Origin of the sequence: Pseudomonas sp. RA_15y_Pfl1_P11 (genome assembly GCF_963970975.1) — a bacterium.
In the GTDB taxonomy this organism is placed as follows: Bacteria; Pseudomonadota; Gammaproteobacteria; order Pseudomonadales; family Pseudomonadaceae; genus Aquipseudomonas; species Aquipseudomonas tritici.
The window spans coordinates 175,672-194,979 of record NZ_CAXAOY010000008.1 but is presented as its reverse complement, the minus strand read 5'-3'; the positions used below and the strand labels follow the sequence as shown (position 1 = coordinate 194,979).

Sequence of the window (19,308 nt, the reverse complement as noted above, 5' to 3'; positions counted from 1 at the left end):
AGCGATACGTGGTTTAGTCGTCATCGCGGGGGGCACTTTGGTACTGCTGGCCTGGTGGGGCTGGCAGAAAGGTGGTCTCGCGTTGATGCAGTTGGGTATGACGATCTGTTAAGTTCATGGCCTGATTATTTTCAAGGACACACGACATGCAGATGCGTTGGCTCGCTGTACCCATCCTGATGGCAATTGGCAGTGCCGCTTCTGCTGCCAGTTGCCCGCCGCTGCTGGAAGGCCAGTTGCCCAAGCTGCGCGCCAAGGAATCCATCGACCTGTGCGAGCGGTTTGCCGGCAAACCGTTGGTCATCGTCAACACGGCGAGCTTTTGTGGGTTCGCCCCCCAGTTCAAAGGCCTCGAAGCCTTGTACCAGCGCTACAAGGGCGAAGGGCTGGAAGTGATCGGCGTGCCCTCCGATGACTTCAAGCAGGAAGCCAAGACCGGCGAAGAGACGGCTAAGGTCTGCTACGTGAATTATGGCGTGACCTTCACCATGACCGAGCCACAGAAGGTCAAGGGGCCGGATGCGGTACACCTTTTCAAGGTGTTAGCGCAGCAGACCGACGCGCCGCCGAAATGGAATTTTTACAAGTACGTGGTGGATCGACAGGGCAAGGTGATCGCCAATTTCTCCAGCCTGACCAAGCCGGACAGCCCGGACCTGATCAAGGCGGTGGAAGAGGCGATCGCTTCCAAGCCCTGATTGTCAGCCATCAAAAAGCCCCGTCTCCTTTGCAGGAGAACGGGGCTTTTTTATGCGGCGTCAGATCAGAACTTGTACGTTACGCCCAGGCCAAAGCCGTTGGCGCTGTTTTCGTACTTAGCGTTGTAGGACTGGCCCAGTGCGTTGGCGCGAGCGACCTTGACCGGTTCTTCCTTGAGGTACGAGTACGCCAGGTCGACGGTCATGTTGGGCATGACGTCGTAGCCAAGGCCCAGACTGAAGATCGTCCGGTCACCGGTAGGAATACGTGGCGAACGATCAGTGTTGTTGGTCGGCGATTGGTCGAAGGTCAGGCCGGTACGCAGCACCACTTGTTTGGTGACGCGGTACGAGGTCCCCAGGGCATAGGCCCAGGTATCGTGCCAGTTCTGGTCTTCCTTGATGGTGCCGACAATTTGCGGAGCCAAAACACCGCTACCGGTTGCGGCCGATACACCCTCGTTGTTAACGGTGATGTCTTTTAGGCGGCTCCAGCGTGTCCAGGTGGCGCCTGCGTAGAGTTTCCACGCGTCGCTCATGTCTTGAGTCACCGACAGGTCCCAGGATTCAGGCGTGTCGATCTTCAACGAAGCGTCGTAGCGGCCGTTGTTCAGCACTGCGGACGGCACGTTGGTGCCTTTGGTCACTTCGGTATGGCCTTCGAGCTTGTACTTCACTTTCGAGTGGTAGGTCAGGCCCACGCGGGTTGTGTCAGTGGCTTGAACCAGCAGGCCGGCGTTGAAACCGATGGCGGTGTCATCACCCTTGATCTTGATGTTGTTGGAGCCGGTGCCCGCGATTGGCAGGTTGATATCGGACTCAAGCGTACCGGCGATGCGGTTGATGGTCGGACCAAAACCGATGGAAACACGGTCGTTGAAGGCGTAGCTGACCGTCGGCTGGAGCGTCATGACGGTGACTTCGCTTTTGCTGCCAAAGGCTTTGCCCTGGAAGCCACTTTCGTAGTCAGTCACCAGGCCAAACGGAGCATAGACGCCGAAACCGACAGCCCATTGCTCGTTGAGCTTGTTGGTGTAGAAGCCGAAAGGAACGGCAGTGAAAGGCACCATGTCGCCTTTGTTCGAGCCGCTGGAACGGCCGCTGACATCCTTGATGTTGGTCGAAGCGTCAATCGCCGCAACACCGCCAGTGACTTGCTGGCCTTCAAGGCGAGCCATGCCGGCAGGGTTACCATAAACGGTACTTGCATTTTCGGCAGAAGAAGAGCGGCCTGCGAAACCCGTACCCATCCCGGCAACGTCTTGTTCGTTAAGGGCAAAGCCACTTGCGAAAACGTGAGAAGAGGCCATAGCTACGGCGAGGCTAAGTGTGGTCTTGAGCATTACTTTTTTCATTATTAGAACTCCGAGTGATCACCGCTGCGGAAAGTATCAATAAATTTAACATCGCGCTATAGGCTGAAACGTAGGAGATAGAGCGGTTTTGTAGGACAATCCGACCAGGATTCAGGTTTTTTGACGAATCTTGCAAATTGCCCGGTCAGCAAACCACGTGATTCATGGGTGAAACGCAGGTTTGCCAGGCTTGAGTGAAATCACGCAGGCGTCCCTGAGGGTGAAAAATTTCTTTCCAGATACGCGCCATACCCAGCAGATCACCCGGCGGAGGCAGTGCGGGAGTGTGTTGTTCGACTAAAAGCCAGGCAATGGCCGTGGCGTAGCGCAGGTTGACCGTCAGTTCGAGTTGCGGCGCGCTGAGGAATGCATGCTGGCTTGCCAGGCCGCGTACCAGGCTCGCGCGATCGGGGTCCAGCGCGAGGTAATCGTCCCACAAGGCGCGATGGCGAGGTTCGGTGATGCTGTACAGGCCGTGTCCACGCCGGTCATGCAGGGCGGAACCGAGTTCCGACTGGCTGGCGGCAATGCCCAGCAACAGGGACTCAGCTGCTGGGTTATGGCGGCCGAGGTACAGCAAGGTCGGCCGAATCACATAACGACACAATTCGCTGGCAGCGATACCCATACAAGCCTCAATCCGTGAAAGTGGTCGGCGAGTCCTGAGAAGGGGGCTTGGCAGCGGTGGATCGGCTCTCAGGCTCGCCGGAAGCGGATCAAGCCGCTTGAGTTGAAGTGTAGTGTCATATTCGTGATGTAAAGGACTGTTTTTAAAACATCTTCGCCATCCAGTTATAACGGTTATATCTATTTGAACTTAGGGCAAAAGTTCGATACTCAAATCGCAGGCAATAAAAAACCCTGCTTTTGAGCAGGGTCTTTTGTGTTTCAGCGACTCGGGTCGATCAGGCAACCAGTGCCTGACGGGTACGCTCGATCACGGCCTGCAGCGGTTCTGCGCTGGAGTATTGATCGGGGTACAGGCGTTCGCTGTGACGCGCGATGCCGTGTTCGTTAACCAGGGTGAAGCTGAAGCAGCCTTTGCGAGCGGCCATAATCAGGCAGTTCATTGGGGCAAAAGCGTTGGTGAGGGTGCGAATGGCATCCTGAGTATGGATTTGAGCGTTCATGTTATGGGTGTTCCTACAAATGACACGGATAAGAACCGTGCCGTATTAAAACGTTCCAGTGACGTTGATCACTATTGATCAAACGAAGAACCCGACTGGAACAAAGCAGCCAGTTTGAAGCGCTGATAATTTAGGCGCGCTTGGGCTGGCAGGTAGGTACTTAGGAGGGCAGGCAACACAACAGGGGCAAAGGTTCTGGGCCCGGGGTGAAGATCCTGATCAATTTGCAGGTTGGTTCGGTCAGAGTATTGAAACTTCGCGACACCCTTTGTTTGTTCAAAGGCTGTGTCGTCGCAAGTGATACCTGGAAACCATCGAGGTGATCGATCCCGTGTTGTTCAGGGGACTTGTTCGACCAGAATTGACTTTCAGCTTGGTACTAACGCCGCGGATAGTAACGGATTGAATCAGGTTAGGGAAGTGCGCAAGTCAAAAAACTTCAATCAGCCGCCCAGCATGCCTCGATAGACCAGCACAGTGATCGCCGCTGCCAGTGAGCAGCCCAATCCGTAGGCGGCAAGGGTCAAGCGCAGTGACTGGCCGGTCTCGACCGCCTTCATCACATCGGCCATGTCATTGATGCGGCCTTCGCCCAACTCAATGCACAGGCTCACCGCAGTGAAAGCCGCCGACAGCAGGATAGCGATGGCAAACAGCGCACCATCCGGTGAGGGCAGTGCCGCATTGATTCCCAGGGAGGCGGAACAGATGGCCAGTAGCAACACGGCAAACAACAGCATTCCTTTCATCGACTCACCCACCGTTGCGTTGTAGGGCGGGGAGTGTGGCGAGCCAGCAAAGATTTGAAAAGTCCCCGTTTTGCCCTGGCGGTAACATTTTTGCGGCGAATTGCGTCAAGAAAAGCCGGCGATATAACCGGCGGATGGGTACTTGTGCACATTAGTTGCGCGGTGTGTAACCCCGCTGTCAACGGCGCTTGAGCGCCGCCTTTAGCCTGTATTGGAAATTTAAGTCAATGAAAAATCTCGCTTTTTTTTATTGGTGAAAAAATCGTCAGTTTGACTGCGGCCCCCATACCATGGGGCTTTGCGCGAGTTAAAGCAGGGTTGTCCACTGAGTTATCCACAGCTTCTGTGGATTGTCCCGAGCGCTTGCTCTAGAACGGGCGTACAGAGTTTTTTCAGCTTTACCTGTACGAAAAAAAGAGTAGAGTGGCGCGCCTTCCGTTCTGTCCCGCAGTGCTTTATGAAGTTTCGCTCAGTATCACCTTCTGTTACCGACACTCCTCAAACTGTTACCGCTCCCAAACGCTTCTCCTTGAAAGTTGCCTTGTGGTTGCTCGACAGCCCCCGCCTGGGTCACAACACCAACGTCAAACACTTCGCCGGGCGTTTGCTCAAGCAGCCGGCCCGTGAAGGCGTGGTTGCCGCACAAAGCCGCCTGGGCCAGCTGATGTGCCGTGAGTGCGGAAATGCCCGCGACCGCCGCATCGGCCACGACCTGCTGCGCCTGGCGGCCCGCGCCGGTGACCGCCGCGCCCAGCGTGAACTGGGCCAGGTCGAAGACTGAGCTGTCCTCAGGCCCTGTGCTCCGCTAACCTTGCTTTTTTTCGGTGATGGCAGACATGTCTATGGTTTTTGACTGGACCAGTATCGCCCTGGGACTTGCTGGCGCAGCTGTGCCTTTATTGGCCGTGTGCTGGCAGCTTCAGCGTCGGCTGACCGCGCGCATGACCGGCTGGGAACTGCTCGAAGAGCGCCTGGCGACCGCGCAACTGGCTCAGGAAGGCCTCGCCGCACAGCTGGATGCCAGCCGCGATGAGATCAGCGATCTGAGCCAGGCCAACGCAGCCAAGCAGGCTGACTTGGCCGCCGTGCGCCGCGAAGTCGAACTGCTGCAGATCGACCGCGACAACGCTCGCGACGCCGCCCACGCCTGGAACCTCGACCGCAGCGCCAGGGAGACTGAGCTGCGCCGCCTCGATGCGTTGTCGGCCGCTTTGCGCGCTGAACTGCGTGAACAACAGGACAGCCATCAACAACGCCTCGCCGACCTGCAAGGCTCGCGGGATGAACTGCGTGCACAGTTCGCCGAGCTGGCCGGCAAGATCTTCGACGAGCGCGAACAGCGCTTCGCCGAAACCAGCCAGGAGCGCCTGGGCCAACTGCTCGACCCATTGAAAGAGCGTATTCAGTCCTTCGAAAAGCGCGTGGAAGAAAGCTATCAGAGCGAGGCGCGCGAGCGCTTTTCCCTGGCCAAGGAGCTTGAGCGCCTACAGCAACTGAACCTGCGTCTGTCAGACGAAGCCACCAACCTGACCCGTGCCCTCAAAGGCCAGAAAACCCAGGGCAACTGGGGCGAGCTGATTCTTGAACGGGTGCTGGAGCATGCTGGCCTGGAGAAAGGCCGCGAGTACCAGACCCAAGTCAGCCTGAAAGGCCCGGACGGCGAGCGTTTCCAGCCAGACGTGCTGATCATGTTGCCCGGCGACAAGCAGGTGGTGGTGGACTCCAAGGTCAGCCTCACCGCGTATCAACAGTACGTGGCAGCGGATGATGATGTGATCGGCCAGGCGGCGTTGAAGCAGCACGTGCTGTCGTTGCGCAACCACGTCAAAGGTTTGGCCGGTAAGGATTACAAGCGCCTGGAAGGCCTGCACAGCCTGGATTTCGTGTTGCTTTTCGTGCCGATCGAAGCAGCGTTTTCCGCTGCCTTGCAGGCCGAACCGAATCTGTTCCAGGAAGCGTTCGACCGCCATATCGTGATCGTCAGCCCCACCACGTTGCTCGCTACCCTGCGGGTGATCGATAGCCTGTGGAAGCAGGAGCGCCAGAGCCAGAACGCGCGGGAAATCGCCGAGCGTGCGGGGTGGCTGTATGACAAGTTCGTGCTGTTTATCCAAGACCTGGATGAAGTCGGTAACCGCTTACAACAGCTGGATAAGGCTTACAGCTCGGCGCGAAACAAGTTGACAGATGGACGCGGAAATCTGGTCAGCCGGACCGAGCAATTGCGGTTGCTCGGTGCTCGGGCCAGCAAGAGCTTGCCGGCGGATTTGTTGGAGCGCGCGATGACTGATTCAGATGGTGTGGCCCATCTACCTGAATAAACACAGCCCAAAAATGTGCGAGCGGGTACAAACAATTTACAGCGGCAAATGCCGACTCAGCAACGCCCGCAACGCCGCCGGCTTGACCGGTTTAGCCAAATAATCCAGCCCCGCCGCATGCACCTCGGCCACCATCTCCGGGCGGCCGTCGGCACTGATCACCACGCCGGGAATCGGCTCCGCCAATTGCGCGCGCAGCCAACCCATCAACTCAGTACCGGTTTCGCCATGGTCCAGGTGGTAGTCCACCAGTGCCAGTTGCGGGCGCACGCCATCCGCCAGCAACGCCGCGCATTGCGCCTTGTCCGTCGCGGTCCACACGTCACAGCCCCAGCGCGTCAACAGGCTGCGCATGCCGATCAGAATGCTCTCTTCGTTATCCACGCACAGCACCTGAGCACCGGTCAGCGGCAGGCCGGTTTCCTGTGGTGTCTTGACCTGCGGGCTGGCCTGGTTGCGCGCCAATGGCACGCGCACACTGAATACGCTGCCTTTTCCAGGCCATGAGCGCACGCTCAGGCGGTGCCCCAGCACACGGCACAGGCCGTCCGCGATGGCCAGGCCAAGCCCCAGGCCTTTCTCCGCGCGGGTCTGGTGGCTGTCCAAACGTTTGAATTCTTCGAAGATCACCTGCTGTTTATCCAGCGGTATCCCGGGGCCACGGTCCCACACCTCCAGGCACAGTTCGCCCTTGCGTCGACGTACGCCCAGCAGCACCGGGCCGTCGGCATAACGGAAGGCGTTGGTGAGGAAATTCTGCAGGATTCGCCGCAGTAACTTGATGTCGCTGTCGACACGCACTCGACTGCCGCGCAGGCGGAAGCGCAGACCCTGCTCCTGGGCCAGCGCCTTGAACTCTGCGCCCAAGGTGTCGAACAGTTCGTTGAGAACAAAAGGCTGGCGCTGCGGATTGATTTTGCCGTTTTCCAGGCGTGAGATGTCCAGCAGGTCGCTGATCAGGTCTTCGGCGGAGCGCAGCGAGCTGTCCAGGTGTTGCACCAATTGCCGGGCTTCGCCGGACAGACCTTCGTTCTGATGGGAGAGGGCGGCGGAGAACAGGCGTGCAGCGTTCAAGGGCTGCATCAAGTCATGGCTGACCGCCGCCAGGAAGCGCGTCTTCGACTGGCTGGCGGACTCGGCCACGCCCTTGGCATCGGTGAGCGCCACGTTGAGCTGCGACAGCTCATGGGTGCGCTCGGTCACCCGTTGTTCCAGGCCTTCGTTGGCCTCCGTGAGTGCCTGCTCGGCTTCGCGGAAGGCGGTAATGTCAGTGAAGCTCATGACGAAACCGCCGCCGGGCATCGGGTTGCCGATCAGCTCAATCACCCGCCCATTGGGGAATAAACGTTCAGAGGTATGTGCGCGGCCCTGACGCATCCAGTGCAGGCGCCGCGCCACGTGAACCTCGGCCTCGCCCGGCCCGCACAGGCCGCGTTCGGCGTTGTAGCGGATGATGTCGGCAATCGGCCGACCGACGCTTATCAGACCGTCCGGGTAATTGAACAGCTCCAGATAACGCCGGTTCCAGGCCACCAGTTTGAGGGACTGATCGACCACGCTGATGCCCTGGGTGATGTTCTCAATAGCGCCTTGAAGCAATGCGCGGTTGAACTGCAGCACTTCCGACGCTTCATCGGCGATGCGTACTACGTCCTCCAGCTGCATTTCGCGCCCTTCGATGGCGGCTTTCACCACCGCCCGGGTCGACGATGCACCGAGCACACCCGCCAGCAACCGCTCGGTGTGGGCGATCCACTCGTTGTCGGCATTCTGATTGGGGTTGAAGCCTTTACCTTGGCGATAGGCAAAGCGGATAAAGCTTTGCTGTGCCCGTTCCTCACCCACAAAGCGTGCGGCCAGGCTGAGCAAGTCGCTGATCTGCACCGACAGCATCGAGCGCGCGGTGGCGCGCTGGCTGATTTCCTGGCCGATAAACCGCCCGGCTTGCCAATGTTCGGAAACCCGCGTGCGGGACAGCATCGACACCCACACAAACAGCGTGAAGTTACCTGCCAGGGAAAACACGGTGCCCAAGGTCAATGAGGTGACGGACAGACCCAGTGGGTGCGAGTGCATCCACGTCAGTCCTGGAAAAAGGCTAAGGGACCAACCCAGGCTTTTCGCCGTAACCGGTAGGACCAAAGTGTAGAACCACAGGAAAGTGCCCGCAGCGAGCCCCGCGAATACACCGCGTCGGTTGGCTTGCTTCCAATAAAGGGCGCCGAGCATGGCCGGCGCCAGTTGGGTGACGGCTGCAAAGGCGATCTGGCCGATGGTCGCCAGGCTCGCGGTTGAGCCCAACAGGCGATAGCTCACGTAGGCCAACAGCAGGATGATCACGATGCTGACCCGGCGTACCGACAGCATCCAGTGGCGGAACACTTCGAACGGTCGCTCGGCGCCGGAACGGCGCAGCAGCCATGGCAGCAACATGTCGTTGGAAACCATGGTCGACAAGGCAATGCTCGCCACGATCACCATGCCGGTGGCCGCTGAAGCGCCGCCGATAAACGCCAGTACGGCGAGTGCGGGATGGGCTTCGGCCATCGGCAGGCTGATCACGTAGGAGTCCGGCATTACCGAACTGGGCAGCAGCATCTTGCCGCCCAAGGCGATCGGTACTACAAACAGCGCGGCAAGAATCAGATACGCGGGAAACACCCATTTGGCCAGGCGCAAATCCTGAGGGTCGATGTTCTCCACCACCGTGACATGGAACTGCCGAGGCAGGCAGATGATCGCCATCATGGCCACGCCGGTCTGCACCACCATGGACGGCCAGTTAACGGTCTCTTTCCAGTATTCATCCAGGCGGGGGGCGAGCATCGCTTGGCTGAACAGGTCGCCGAATCCGTCGTACAAACCGTAGGTCACAAACGCGCCGACCGCGAGAAACGCGAACAGCTTGACGAGGGATTCAAACGCAATCGCCAGCACCATACCGCGGTGGTGCTCCGTGGCGTCGAGGTTGCGTGTGCCGAAGACAATCGTGAACAGCGCCAACACCAGCGACACGATCAGCGCGGTGTCTTGAGCACGAGTGCCGGTGGTGTCGGCGCCAGCGCCGATCAGCAGATTGACTCCCAGTACGATGCCTTTGAGTTGCAGCGCGATGTAGGGCAGTACCCCCACCAGGCAGATCAACGCGACCACCACCGCCAACGATTGGGATTTACCGTAGCGCGCGGCGATAAAGTCGGCGATGGACGTGATGTTTTCCTGCTTGCTGATCAAGATCATCTTTTGCAGGACCCAAGGTGCCAACACCAGCAACAGCACCGGGCCCAGGTAGATCGGTAAAAATGCCCACAACTGTTCGGCGGCCTGACCTACAGCACCGAAGAAGGTCCAACTGGTGCAATACACGGCCAGCGACAGGCTATACACCCAGGCACGCATGCGCGGCGGCAGTGGCGCACGGCGACGGTCACCATAGAAGGCGATGGCAAACATAATGGCCATATAGGCCAGGGCAACGGCGGCGATCAGCCCGCTGGACAGCGTCATGGTAACTCCGAGCATGGGAACACCCGAGCATTCCAGGCCCGGTTGGACAGTCTCGCATGATGCTCGGGGTTAGTCAGTGTCGACCAAGGTCGGGTGAGTGGTGCGTGTGAGAGCCGGCGGTTCGATGCCTCGACAGCGGCCACGTAGAGGGCTCGCTCGCAGGCAAGTCGGACGCCGCCGTTACCGGGGCGGCAGGGTCTTTTGGCGCAGGATGTAGATCGTCACCAGCACGGCACTGGTCAACATGAAGCCACGTGCCCACGGCAATGGCACTAGGTAGCAGGACACACTGATGCTCAACCACATCAAGCCGATGGCGTAGACCTTGCCTTTAAGAGGGATACCGTTGCCGTCCAGGTAGTCACGGATCCACGGACCCAGGCGCGGGTGTTGCACCAGCCAGTGGTAGAAGCGTGGGGAGCTTCGGGCGAAGCAAGCGGCGGCGAGAAGCAGGAAGGGCGTAGTCGGCAAGACCGGTAGGAAAATGCCGATCACTCCCAGCGCTACGCTCAACCAGCCGATGGACAGCAGCACGTAGCGCAAGAGCAGCGAACGATTGCCCATGGGTGTCACGGGCAAGCGACTCAGTGGTGACGTGGCTTGAGGATCGCCGGTTTTTCGTCAGGGGCGTTGCACAGCAGGTACAGCGCGGTGAGGGCTTCCGGGATCTGTACGATCATGTCGTCCATCAGGTTGGCGTCGGCGGCGATATCGGCGAACTCCGGCTGGTCGTCGAACAGGCCCGACCCCACCATGATCGGCAGCAACATTTCGCTGACTTCTTCCTCGGCAGTTTCGAACCAGGCGGCTTCGCGCAGGAACACGCCTTCCATGAAACCGATGCACCAGCCGCGCAGGTCGGAGTCGTCCGGCTCTTCGCCAAGGTCCAGCTCGCATGGCAGCTCGAATTCTTCGTCCGACGCCAGTTGGCGACCGATGTGGGCCTTGAGGGCCAACAGGGTGGATTCGATTTCTTCGCGTTGGGCGTCGTCGGCGTAGTGCGGCTCTTCGGCGAACAGTGCGTCGATCCATTCACGGTCGGGTACGATCTCGGCGCAGATCGACAGGGCGGTCAGGTAGCCGTGGGCGGCCACGTAGTCCAGCGCCTCGTCATGCAGCTCATCGGCGTCGAGGAAGGCTTGCAGGCGGGTTAGTTGCTCAGCGAAGGACATTGAAGGACTACCTTGGAAATAAACGATGCTGAATTCTAGGCTTTCTTGAGCGCCCAGGCCAGCCGCCATGCAGATTTGCCCGCTTTAAGAGACGGGCTGCAATTCGTCAGTGGCGCCCTTTGCCGGGTATCGCTCGGGTATACTGCCGCGTTTTGTGATGCCCTCGCAGGTCAAGCCCAGCGCGCGAAAACTTCGCTTACGGATTATTTCCCGTGAGATCGTGTTTTTTCGACCAGCCTGTACAGAGGGATTTGCGCACTTTTTTGGAGTTTTACATGCTCGAGCAGGCTCAACGCGTCCTCAAGGACATCTTCGGCTACGACAGTTTTCGTGGCCGCCAGGGTGCGATCATTGAGCGCGTGGCCAGTGGTGGTGACGCACTGGTCTTGATGCCTACCGGGGGCGGCAAGTCGTTGTGCTTCCAGGTGCCGGCGCTGTTGCGCAATGGCCTGGCGGTGGTGGTGTCGCCGCTGATCGCATTGATGGACGACCAAGTGGCAACCCTGGAAGAACTCGGCGTCGCTGCGGCGGCCTTGAACTCTACCCTCAGTGCCGAGCAACAGCGCGACCTGGCGGCCCGCATCAAGCGCGGTGAAGTGAAAATGCTTTACCTGGCCCCTGAGCGCCTGGTGCAGCCGCGCATGCTGGCCTTTCTGCAGAGCCTGGAAATCGCCCTGTTCGCCATCGACGAAGCCCACTGCGTATCGCAATGGGGCCACGATTTCCGTCGCGAATACCTGCAACTGGGGCAATTGGCTGAGTTGTTCCCTGACGTTCCGCGTATCGCCCTGACGGCCACCGCCGACAAGCGCACCCGCGAAGAAATCGTCGAGCGGCTGCACTTGCAGAACGCCGAGCGCTTCCTGTCGAGCTTCGATCGGCCGAATATTTTCTACCGCATCGTACCCAAGGAGCAGCCGCGCAAGCAGTTGCTCGCGTTCCTGTCCGAGCGGCGCAGCGACGCGGGCATCGTCTATTGCCTGTCGCGCAAAAAAGTTGATGAAGTCGCCGCGTTCCTCTGCGAGCAAGGCTACCCGGCGCTGCCTTATCACGCCGGGCTGCCCAACGAAACGCGCTCTGCGCACCAGAAGCGCTTCCTCAATGAGGAAGGCCTGATCATGGTAGCCACCATCGCGTTCGGCATGGGCATCGACAAATCCAACGTGCGCTTTGTCGCGCATATGGACCTGCCCAAATCCCTCGAGGCGTACTACCAGGAAACCGGTCGCGCCGGCCGTGATGGTCTGCCGGCGGATGCCTGGATGGTCTACGGCCTGCAAGACGTGGTGATGCTCAAGCAGATGCTGCAGAACTCCGAAGGCGACGAGCGTCACAAACGCCTGGAGCAGCACAAGCTCGACGCGATGCTCTCGCTGTGTGAAGAGACTCGTTGCCGTCGCCAGACCTTGCTGGCGTATTTTGACGAAGACATGCCTGAGCCTTGCGGCCATTGCGACAACTGCATTGATGGCGTGCAGACCTGGGACGCCACTGAGCCGGCGCGTCAGGCTCTGTCCGCTATTTATCGCACGGGCCAGCGTTATGGCGTCGGTCATTTGGTGGACGTGTTGCTGGGCAAGGACAACGAGAAAGTGCGCAGCTTCGGCCACGAGAAACTTTCGGTGTACGGCGTCGGCAAGGCCCGCGCCGACGGAGAGTGGCGTTCGTTGTTCCGGCAGATGGTTGCACGCGGGCTGGTGGACATCGACATCGAAGGTTATGGTGGCCTGCGCCTCAACGACAGTTGCCGGCCGTTGCTCAAGGGCGAAGTGAGCCTGGAGTTGCGCCGCGACCTCAAACCGCAGACCACCGCCAAGAGCAGCACCAGCCAGGCCAGCCAACTGGTGCGTGGTGAAGAGCGCGAGCAGTGGGAAGCCTTGCGCACCCTGCGCCGCAAACTGGCGCAGGAACACAGCGTGCCGCCGTACGTTATTTTCCCCGACTCCACCCTGCTGGAGATGTTGCGCGAGCAACCCACCAGCATGGCCGAGATGGCGCGGGTCAGCGGCGTAGGTGCGCGTAAGCTGGAGCGTTACGGCCAGGCTTTCCTCGAAGTCCTCGGCGGCCAGGCCGAAGCGCCAAAGGAAGTTGCCGATATCCGCCACGAACTGATCAGCCTGGCACGCGCCGGCATGACCCCGATCCAGATCGCCGGCCAACTGCAATGCTCGGAGAAGAACGTCTACACCTTGCTGGCGGAATCCATCGGCAAGCAGCAGTTGTCGTTGGAGCAGGCGCTTGATTTGCCAGAGGATCTGCTCGGCGAAATCCAGGATGCGTTCCTCGACGGGGAGGGCGAATTGCCACCTGTGGCGGAGATCGCGCCGCTGTTCACCGGGCGTGTTCCTGAGGGTGTTTTGTACTGCGTGCGGGCGGCTTTGCAGTCTGAATTCGAGATTTAGTGCGCCAATTACGACAATGTAACAGATCAGTACATAGCAACTCTTGCCTACTGGCAACGCTCATGCTTAGCTGACTAATAATTAGCCACACTTTATTTTCAGTCTAAAACAAGAGCTTTTTATGCCGTTAACCGATCAACACCGATTTGGCATGCAACTGGCGCAGATGTCTCGTGGTTGGCGCGCCGAGCTGGACCGCCGTTTGGCGGGGCTTGGCTTGTCCCAGGCTCGGTGGCTGGTGCTGCTGCACCTGGCCCGTTTCGAAGAAGCGCCCACCCAGCGTGAGTTGGCGCAAAGCGTTGGCGTCGAAGGGCCGACACTCGCCCGCCTGCTGGACAGCCTTGAAGGCCAGGGCCTGGTGCAACGCCAGGCGGTGGTGGAAGACCGTCGTGCCAAGCGCATCCTGCTGTGTGATACCGCCCGGCCACTGATCGAGCAGATCGAGACGATCGCCACGGCGTTGCGTCACGAGTTGTTTGTGGGGGTGGATGAAGCCGATTTGAGTGTGTGCATGCGCGTGCACGGGCGCATCCTGGCGAATCTGGAAAAGTCCTGAACGGTATGAGCGGGCGGTGCGACGATTCGACAAGCCCGCTCACTACAAAGCCTCGCGCATCATTTAGAACGTCTGCCCCAGGTTCAAATACACCGCCTTCTGGTTGTCATCATTGAACCCATAGCTGAAGTTCAGCGGCCCCAACGGTGTATCAAAGCCCAGGAAAATACTCGCCGCGTTGATATAGCCGCTGTCGAACTCATTGTCGTTGTTCCACGCCCGGCCGCGTTCCAGTGACGCCCCCAGGTACAACGGGAAATCCAGTGGCAGGTACGAGCGTGGCGTGAGCCGGCGGTAGTACACCGCCCGCATCAAGCTGATGTTCTGGCCCGAGATCGCATCCTGGCGGAAGCCCGACAACTGCCGCGCGCCCCCCAGCAGGAAGCTGGAAATCACCACATCCGAATCATCCAGCGTGCGCCCATAGCGCCCCCCCAGCACAAGTGTGTCCGGGCCGTGGCTCATGGCCTTGTCCAACTTGAACTCCCATTGGCGGTAGCGCTGGTCCGAGCCCAGCCCCGGTTCGAATTCGCGGTAGGCCAGGCCGATGTCTTCGCCGGTGTGGGGGAAGTACACATTGTCCAGGGTGTCGAAAGAGTACTTCAGCTCATAGAAGCCCTCGCTGAAACTCACGCTGGGCAGGTCGCGGTCGCCGATGCGCACGTCTGCCTTGCCCCAGGCTTCACCGACGCCGAAGCGGATTTCGCCACTGTTGCCAATCTGGCGCCCTACGTTCAAGCCGAAACCGTAGCGTTCCAGGCGGTATTCGGAGATGGGGTCGTTGTCCAGGATCAGTTCGACGTTCTGCGCCTGGGCGCTGATATAAGGGGCGACAAAGTAACGCGAGCCAGTGTCCATCGGCTGGTAGAACTCGCTGTACAGCTCTTGTCGATCACCGATTTGCACCCGTGTCAGCCATTCGGCGCCAAGGCGGTTGATACCGTTCACGCGGTAGCTCGCGCCAAGGTTGAAGGCGCTATCGCCGCGCATGTCATCCGACAGGTTCAGGCCCAGGCGCAGGTAATCGGTGCCGCTGCGCTTGCCGCGCGCGCTGATCACCAACGTGTTTTCCTTGCCTTTCTTGATTACGCGGTATTGCACTTGTTCGAAGTAATCCAGACCATACAGGGTGCCCATGTCGGTTTGCAGGCGGCCCAGTTCCAGCGGCTCGCCCAGGTTCTGGCGGATGTAGTAGCGGATCACGTCGTCGCTGACTTTCGAGTCGTTTTCCACGCTGATGGCGGTGATTATCGGCGTGCGTTCCCCTGGGGTACGGGCGGCCACCAGTTGCGGGTCGATTGGCTCGGCGGGGCGCAGATGGGCGAGGCGGGCATCGAGGGCGCGGGTAGCGCGGTAGCCGGCGTCGATCATGTCCTTGGCGCGGCCGAAGTCGGTCACGCCATAGGCAGCGAGCGGCGGCTGGATCAGCACGTCCTTGGGGTGCAGGTCCTTGAGTTGCTCTTCAGAGTTGCGCCGGGTCATCAGGGTGATGGATTGGTTAAGCACGTCCACCACCGTGGCCAGTTGCTTGCGCGAGCGCAGCGGGGTGCCGATGTCCACGACAATGGCGATATCCACGCCCATTTCCCGTGCCACATCCAGTGGGATGTTATCGGTCATGCCGCCGTCCACCAGCAATCTTCCGTCCAGTTCCACCGGAGCGAACACGGCCGGGATCGACATGCTGGCGCGGATCACCTGGGGCAGGTGGCCCTTGCGGAACACTACCTTTTCGCCGGTGGTGATATCGGTCGCTACTGCGCGGAAGGGGATTGGCAGCTTGTCGAAGTTACGCGTGTTGCTGCTGTGGGCGAACATGCTTTCCAGCAGCAGTGCCAGGTTCTGGCCTTGGATCACGCCCAGTGGCAAGCCGAGGCTGCCGTCGTCGCGGAAGCTGAGTTTTTGCTTGACCAGGAAGTCCCGGTCATCCTGCTTGCGCCGAAACGGTACGTCTTCCCGCGGCGGCGCATCGGACAGGGCCTGCTGCCAGTCGATGCTCAGCGCCAGCTTTTCCAGCTCATCGATTTTATAGCCCGACGCGTACAGCCCACCGATCACCGCGCCCATGCTGGTGCCGGCAATCGCATCGATCTGGATGCCTTGCTCCTCAAGCGCCTTGAGTACGCCGATATGCGCAAGGCCACGGGCGGCGCCACCGGACAGCACCAGGCCGATTTTCGGGCGTGGCGGCTCAATGGCGTCGGCAACAAGGGGAAGCAAGCACAGAAACAGGCAGGACAGCAGGCGGCGCATCATGAATCTCAAGGCTGGGCGATAAAGGCCGGTATTATAGCCACTCGATCCGCCAAGCCCGTTACGCCTGGAGCTTCTCAAATTATGTCGTCGATCAAACCCGAGATCGTCATCACCTATTGCACTCAGTGCCAGTGGCTACTTCGCGCCGCCTGGCTGGCGCAGGAATTGTTGAGCACGTTTGCCGATGACCTGGGCAAAGTGTCACTGGCGCCCGCCACCGGCGGCGCGTTTCGCATCACCTGTGATGGCGTGCAGATCTGGGAGCGCAAGGCCGACGGCGGTTTCCCTGAGGCCAAGGTGCTCAAGCAGCGCGTGCGCGACCAGATCGACCCGCAACGGGATCTAGGGCACAACGACCGCACGCAGTGAGCGTCAGAGATCAGGCCGTTGCCGCAGGCTGTTTGGCCTGGCTGGCGCCGCCCATCAACCCCGACAGCACGATCGCGACGATGATCAGCACGCCGCCGAGCAGCATGCGCAGCGTCGGGGTTTCGGCAAACAGTAGCCAGGCCGCAGTGATACCGTAGACCGGCTCCATGGCAAACACCACCGAAGCCGTGCGTGCCTTGATCACCGCGAGGCTGGCGACAAACAGGCTGTGGGCCAGGCCCGTGCAGAACACGCCGAGCAAACCGATCCACAGCCAGTCAATCGCTTGCACATCCGCCACCCCAGGCGCCGCGACCGGCAAAAGGCACGCTGCAACCACCACGTTCTGGCACAGCGCTGCCTGCACCGCAGGGATGCGCCCGGAACTGGCGCGATTGTTCAGTGACAGCAGGGAAAACAGCAGCCCCGAGGCGATCCCCCAGAGCAACCCGCCGGTGGCTTCGCTGGCAAGATTGAAGTCCGGCGTGACCAGCACCAGGCCGATGCTGACCAGCACCACCAACAGCACTTCATTGGCGCGAATGCGCTCGCGGAAAATCAGTCCTTCGAGGATCACGGTAAAGGCCGGGAACGCGGTAAACCCCAGGGTCGCGACGGCCACGCCGGCCACCTTGACGGCAATAAAGAACGTTACCCAATGCGCGGCCAGCAATACGCCGCTGACCAGCAGCCGGCGCCAGTCGCGCAGTTCCAGCTTTTTCCAGGCAGTGTTGCTCGCGAACCGTGCAAATAGCGCCAGGGCAATCACGGCAAACACGGCACGCCCAAAGACGATGATGGCGGGCGAGGCGGCCGCCAGTTTGCCGAATACACCGGTAAGGCCAAACATCAATGCGCCGATGTGCAGGGCGCCGAGGGCTGAGCGGGGAGTCATTGCGATCCTTGAATCAAGCGGGTGACAGAAACGCAGTCTAGTGGGGCTGCCGCGTAGGCGTCTGTCGTCCGGCTCGCGATTTTTATCGCGAGACTCGTCCTACGCGTTGCGCCGCAATGCGCCCGGCGAGGCGCCAAACTCACGCAGCATCGCGGCCGCAAATGCGCTTTGCGAGGTATAGCCGACGCGATCGGCGATTTCACCAATGGGTAATGGCGTTTTGCGCAGCAAGTCCAAGGCCATGTGCAGGCGACGGCGGCGGATATAGTCCATCGGCGTCTGCCCGCATTCCGCCATGAACCGTGCGTGCAAGCGCGCCACCGACAGGTCTGCGATGCGCGCCAGGTCGGCTACCTGCAGCGGGTGTGCAACGTGGCGCTCGATATGCGCATTGAATGCCTCGTACGGCAGGCGCCGGCCCGGCAGCGGTTGAGCCAGCGGGTGATTGAGGCTGGCCAACAACAGCACCGCGCCTTGCTGGACGATCAGCGGATCATCCACCGGGCTCTGCGCCAGCCACTGCACCAGTTGGCTTTGCCGCGAATCCAGGGCGAGTCGCGTGGGTTGATCGAGCAGCCGGCGACTGGCATCGGCATGTTCGCCCAACGATTGCAGCACCCAGTGCTCGGTGGGCACGTCCAGCACCAGGCAGCGGCTGCCATCGCGACTGCCACAGGCATGATGGGCTGAGAAGGGCAGCACCATCACGCTGCTTTCGCGCACCTGGCTGCCACGGCCTTCCACTTCGAAATCCAGGTGTCCGGACAGGCCGAACACCAACTGCGCATGATCATGGCTGTGGGCGATGGGCGCTTCGAGGTAGTGGCGTAGCGTGAGAGTGGGGCTCATCGCGGTCTCCTGGGCTGCAAGCCGGCAGTCTACAACGCTTCTCGGTCGGCCGGCGCTGTCATCAGACTGACGCACAGCTGTCATGGGCTATTAACCGCCGAGGCGCAAGCTCGCGAAAACAGCGTCGAGGGATGCCCATGACCAGTGCCGAGTTCGTCAAACCCAGCCGTAAGCAACGGGTTCGTACCCTGTGGATTTCCGACGTGCACCTGGGCACCCGGGATTGCCAGGCCGAACATTTGTCGCAGTTCCTCAAGGGCTACCACGCCGACAAGGTCTACCTGGTAGGCGACATCATTGACGGTTGGAAAATGCGCGGCGGCATGTATTGGCCCCAGGCCCACACCAACGTGATCCGCCGCTTGCTGACCATGGCCAAGCGCGGCACCGAGGTCATCTACGTCACCGGGAACCACGATGAATTCCTGCGCCGCTACTCCAAGCTGATCCTGGGCAATATTCAACTGGTGGATGAAGCGGTGCATGTGACTGCTGATGGCCGTCATCTGTTGGTGATCCATGGCGATCAGTTCGACGTGATCACCCGCTATCACCGTTGGTTGGCGTTCCTCGGTGACTCGGCCTATGAGTTCACGCTTACGCTGAACCGCTGGCTGAACCATTGGCGTGCGCGGTATGGCTATGGTTATTGGTCGCTGTCGGCGTACCTCAAGCACAAGGTCAAGACGGCGGTGAGTTTCATCAGCGATTTCGAAGAAGCGATCGCCCACGAAGTGACCAAGCGCGAGTTGCATGGCGTTGTGTGCGGGCATATCCACCATGCGGAGATTCGCAAGGTGGGCGAGGTGGATTACCTCAACTGCGGGGATTGGGTGGAGTCCTGCACGGCGTTGATCGAGCACTGGGACGGGAGTATCGAGCTGTATCGGTTGGCGGATGCGCAGGCGAAAGAGGCACTGCTAAAGGCTGAACTGGTAACAGGCTGACGGCCCTGATCGGTCTAAATGTGCGGGCTTGCGCGCGAATGCAAAGTGTCAGTCACCCTATACATCGACTGATACACCGCATTCGCGAGCAAGCCCGCTCCC

The 19,308-nt window shown here is 60.1% G+C and carries 17 protein-coding genes; 7 read left to right on the top strand and 10 right to left on the bottom strand.

The annotated features are described in order from the left end of the window. Positions 1-146: 146 nt before the first annotated feature. A complete protein-coding gene (locus tag AACY44_RS13165; protein WP_339416663.1) occupies positions 147-698 on the top strand; it encodes a glutathione peroxidase in 552 nt (183 codons plus the stop codon). A 65-nt stretch (positions 699-763) separates the two neighbouring features. Here AACY44_RS13165 and AACY44_RS13160 read toward each other — a convergent pair whose 3' ends face one another. The 4 genes from AACY44_RS13160 to AACY44_RS13145 form a co-directional block, all read right to left on the bottom strand. Further along, entirely contained in the window at positions 764-2,053 is a 1,290-nt protein-coding gene (locus AACY44_RS13160; protein ID WP_339436321.1) for an OmpP1/FadL family transporter, read from the bottom strand. Between the two features lie 145 nt (positions 2,054-2,198). After that, on the bottom strand, positions 2,199-2,681 hold the full coding sequence (locus AACY44_RS13155) for a hypothetical protein (RefSeq protein ID WP_339427401.1): 483 nt from the start codon (positions 2,679-2,681) through the stop codon (positions 2,199-2,201). A 277-nt stretch (positions 2,682-2,958) separates the two neighbouring features. Beyond that, entirely contained in the window at positions 2,959-3,183 is a 225-nt protein-coding gene (locus tag AACY44_RS13150; RefSeq protein ID WP_003175353.1) for a hypothetical protein, read from the bottom strand. 443 nt (positions 3,184-3,626) lie between these two features. Further along, positions 3,627-3,932: a hypothetical protein gene (locus AACY44_RS13145; protein ID WP_339416660.1), complete on the bottom strand. Its 306-nt coding sequence runs from the start codon at positions 3,930-3,932 to the stop codon at positions 3,627-3,629. 457 nt (positions 3,933-4,389) lie between these two features. On the opposite strand from AACY44_RS13145, the gene AACY44_RS13140 reads away from it, so the two are divergent. Together AACY44_RS13140 and rmuC are read left to right on the top strand one after the other, a co-directional pair. After that, positions 4,390-4,713 carry a hypothetical protein gene (locus tag AACY44_RS13140; protein ID WP_025855837.1) on the top strand — a complete coding sequence of 108 codons (324 nt, stop codon included), beginning with the start codon at positions 4,390-4,392 and terminating at the stop codon, positions 4,711-4,713. A gap of 175 nt (positions 4,714-4,888) precedes the next feature. Then, the gene (gene rmuC / locus AACY44_RS13135) at positions 4,889-6,253 is read left to right on the top strand and encodes a DNA recombination protein RmuC (RefSeq protein ID WP_175402990.1); all 1,365 of its coding nucleotides are present in this window, start codon (positions 4,889-4,891) and stop codon (positions 6,251-6,253) included. Positions 6,254-6,289: 36 nt separating this feature from the next. Here rmuC and AACY44_RS13130 read toward each other — a convergent pair whose 3' ends face one another. From AACY44_RS13130 to AACY44_RS13120, 3 genes are all read right to left on the bottom strand, one after another. Then, positions 6,290-9,760 (bottom strand): hybrid sensor histidine kinase/response regulator, encoded by a 3,471-nt coding sequence (locus AACY44_RS13130; RefSeq protein ID WP_339416659.1) that lies wholly within the window; start codon positions 9,758-9,760, stop codon positions 6,290-6,292. Positions 9,761-9,940: 180 nt separating this feature from the next. Continuing rightward, a complete protein-coding gene (locus AACY44_RS13125) occupies positions 9,941-10,324 on the bottom strand; it encodes a YbaN family protein (RefSeq protein WP_339530391.1) in 384 nt (127 codons plus the stop codon). Positions 10,325-10,344: 20 nt separating this feature from the next. Further along, positions 10,345-10,932 carry a YecA family protein gene (locus tag AACY44_RS13120; RefSeq protein ID WP_339416658.1) on the bottom strand — a complete coding sequence of 196 codons (588 nt, stop codon included), beginning with the start codon at positions 10,930-10,932 and terminating at the stop codon, positions 10,345-10,347. 275 nt (positions 10,933-11,207) lie between these two features. On the opposite strand from AACY44_RS13120, the gene recQ reads away from it, so the two are divergent. Then, positions 11,208-13,334 (top strand): DNA helicase RecQ, encoded by a 2,127-nt coding sequence (recQ, locus tag AACY44_RS13115; protein WP_339416657.1) that lies wholly within the window; start codon positions 11,208-11,210, stop codon positions 13,332-13,334. Positions 13,335-13,455: 121 nt separating this feature from the next. Continuing rightward, the gene (locus tag AACY44_RS13110) at positions 13,456-13,890 is read left to right on the top strand and encodes a MarR family transcriptional regulator (protein WP_304630168.1); all 435 of its coding nucleotides are present in this window, start codon (positions 13,456-13,458) and stop codon (positions 13,888-13,890) included. A gap of 63 nt (positions 13,891-13,953) precedes the next feature. On the opposite strand, the gene AACY44_RS13105 is transcribed toward AACY44_RS13110, so the two are convergent. Beyond that, complete coding sequence (locus AACY44_RS13105; protein ID WP_339436319.1) at positions 13,954-16,143, bottom strand: patatin-like phospholipase family protein; 2,190 nt, start codon at positions 16,141-16,143, stop codon at positions 13,954-13,956. 84 nt (positions 16,144-16,227) lie between these two features. On the opposite strand from AACY44_RS13105, the gene AACY44_RS13100 reads away from it, so the two are divergent. Beyond that, positions 16,228-16,515 (top strand): SelT/SelW/SelH family protein, encoded by a 288-nt coding sequence (locus AACY44_RS13100; protein ID WP_065873766.1) that lies wholly within the window; start codon positions 16,228-16,230, stop codon positions 16,513-16,515. Positions 16,516-16,525: 10 nt separating this feature from the next. Here the strand turns inward: AACY44_RS13100 and AACY44_RS13095 are convergent, their stop codons facing one another. After that, entirely contained in the window at positions 16,526-17,410 is an 885-nt protein-coding gene (locus tag AACY44_RS13095) for a DMT family transporter (protein WP_339416652.1), read from the bottom strand. 99 nt (positions 17,411-17,509) lie between these two features. Continuing rightward, positions 17,510-18,259, bottom strand: coding sequence for an AraC family transcriptional regulator (locus AACY44_RS13090; RefSeq protein ID WP_339416650.1), 750 nt, complete (start codon positions 18,257-18,259; stop codon positions 17,510-17,512). A gap of 137 nt (positions 18,260-18,396) precedes the next feature. Between AACY44_RS13090 and AACY44_RS13085 the strand changes: the two genes are divergently transcribed. Then, positions 18,397-19,206 (top strand): UDP-2,3-diacylglucosamine diphosphatase, encoded by an 810-nt coding sequence (locus AACY44_RS13085; RefSeq protein ID WP_339416648.1) that lies wholly within the window; start codon positions 18,397-18,399, stop codon positions 19,204-19,206. Positions 19,207-19,308 lie beyond the last annotated feature (102 nt).

Bases quoted from the DNA above. Each gene is read 5' to 3' on its own strand.
- AACY44_RS13165 (WP_339416663.1), top strand. From the start codon at position 147: ATGCAGATGCGTTGGCTCGCTGTACCCATCCTGATGGCAATTGGCAGT.
- AACY44_RS13160 (WP_339436321.1), bottom strand. From the start codon at position 2,053: ATGAAAAAAGTAATGCTCAAGACCACACTTAGCCTCGCCGTAGCTATG.
- AACY44_RS13155 (WP_339427401.1), bottom strand. From the start codon at position 2,681: ATGGGTATCGCTGCCAGCGAATTGTGTCGTTATGTGATTCGGCCGACC.
- AACY44_RS13150 (WP_003175353.1), bottom strand. From the start codon at position 3,183: ATGAACGCTCAAATCCATACTCAGGATGCCATTCGCACCCTCACCAAC.
- AACY44_RS13145 (WP_339416660.1), bottom strand. From the start codon at position 3,932: ATGAAAGGAATGCTGTTGTTTGCCGTGTTGCTACTGGCCATCTGTTCC.
- AACY44_RS13140 (WP_025855837.1), top strand. From the start codon at position 4,390: ATGAAGTTTCGCTCAGTATCACCTTCTGTTACCGACACTCCTCAAACT.
- AACY44_RS13130 (WP_339416659.1), bottom strand. From the start codon at position 9,760: ATGACGCTGTCCAGCGGGCTGATCGCCGCCGTTGCCCTGGCCTATATG.
- AACY44_RS13125 (WP_339530391.1), bottom strand. From the start codon at position 10,324: ATGGGCAATCGTTCGCTGCTCTTGCGCTACGTGCTGCTGTCCATCGGC.
- AACY44_RS13120 (WP_339416658.1), bottom strand. From the start codon at position 10,932: ATGTCCTTCGCTGAGCAACTAACCCGCCTGCAAGCCTTCCTCGACGCC.
- recQ (WP_339416657.1), top strand. From the start codon at position 11,208: ATGCTCGAGCAGGCTCAACGCGTCCTCAAGGACATCTTCGGCTACGAC.
- AACY44_RS13110 (WP_304630168.1), top strand. From the start codon at position 13,456: ATGCCGTTAACCGATCAACACCGATTTGGCATGCAACTGGCGCAGATG.
- AACY44_RS13105 (WP_339436319.1), bottom strand. From the start codon at position 16,143: ATGCGCCGCCTGCTGTCCTGCCTGTTTCTGTGCTTGCTTCCCCTTGTT.
- AACY44_RS13100 (WP_065873766.1), top strand. From the start codon at position 16,228: ATGTCGTCGATCAAACCCGAGATCGTCATCACCTATTGCACTCAGTGC.
- AACY44_RS13095 (WP_339416652.1), bottom strand. From the start codon at position 17,410: ATGACTCCCCGCTCAGCCCTCGGCGCCCTGCACATCGGCGCATTGATG.
- AACY44_RS13090 (WP_339416650.1), bottom strand. From the start codon at position 18,259: ATGAGCCCCACTCTCACGCTACGCCACTACCTCGAAGCGCCCATCGCC.
- AACY44_RS13085 (WP_339416648.1), top strand. From the start codon at position 18,397: ATGACCAGTGCCGAGTTCGTCAAACCCAGCCGTAAGCAACGGGTTCGT.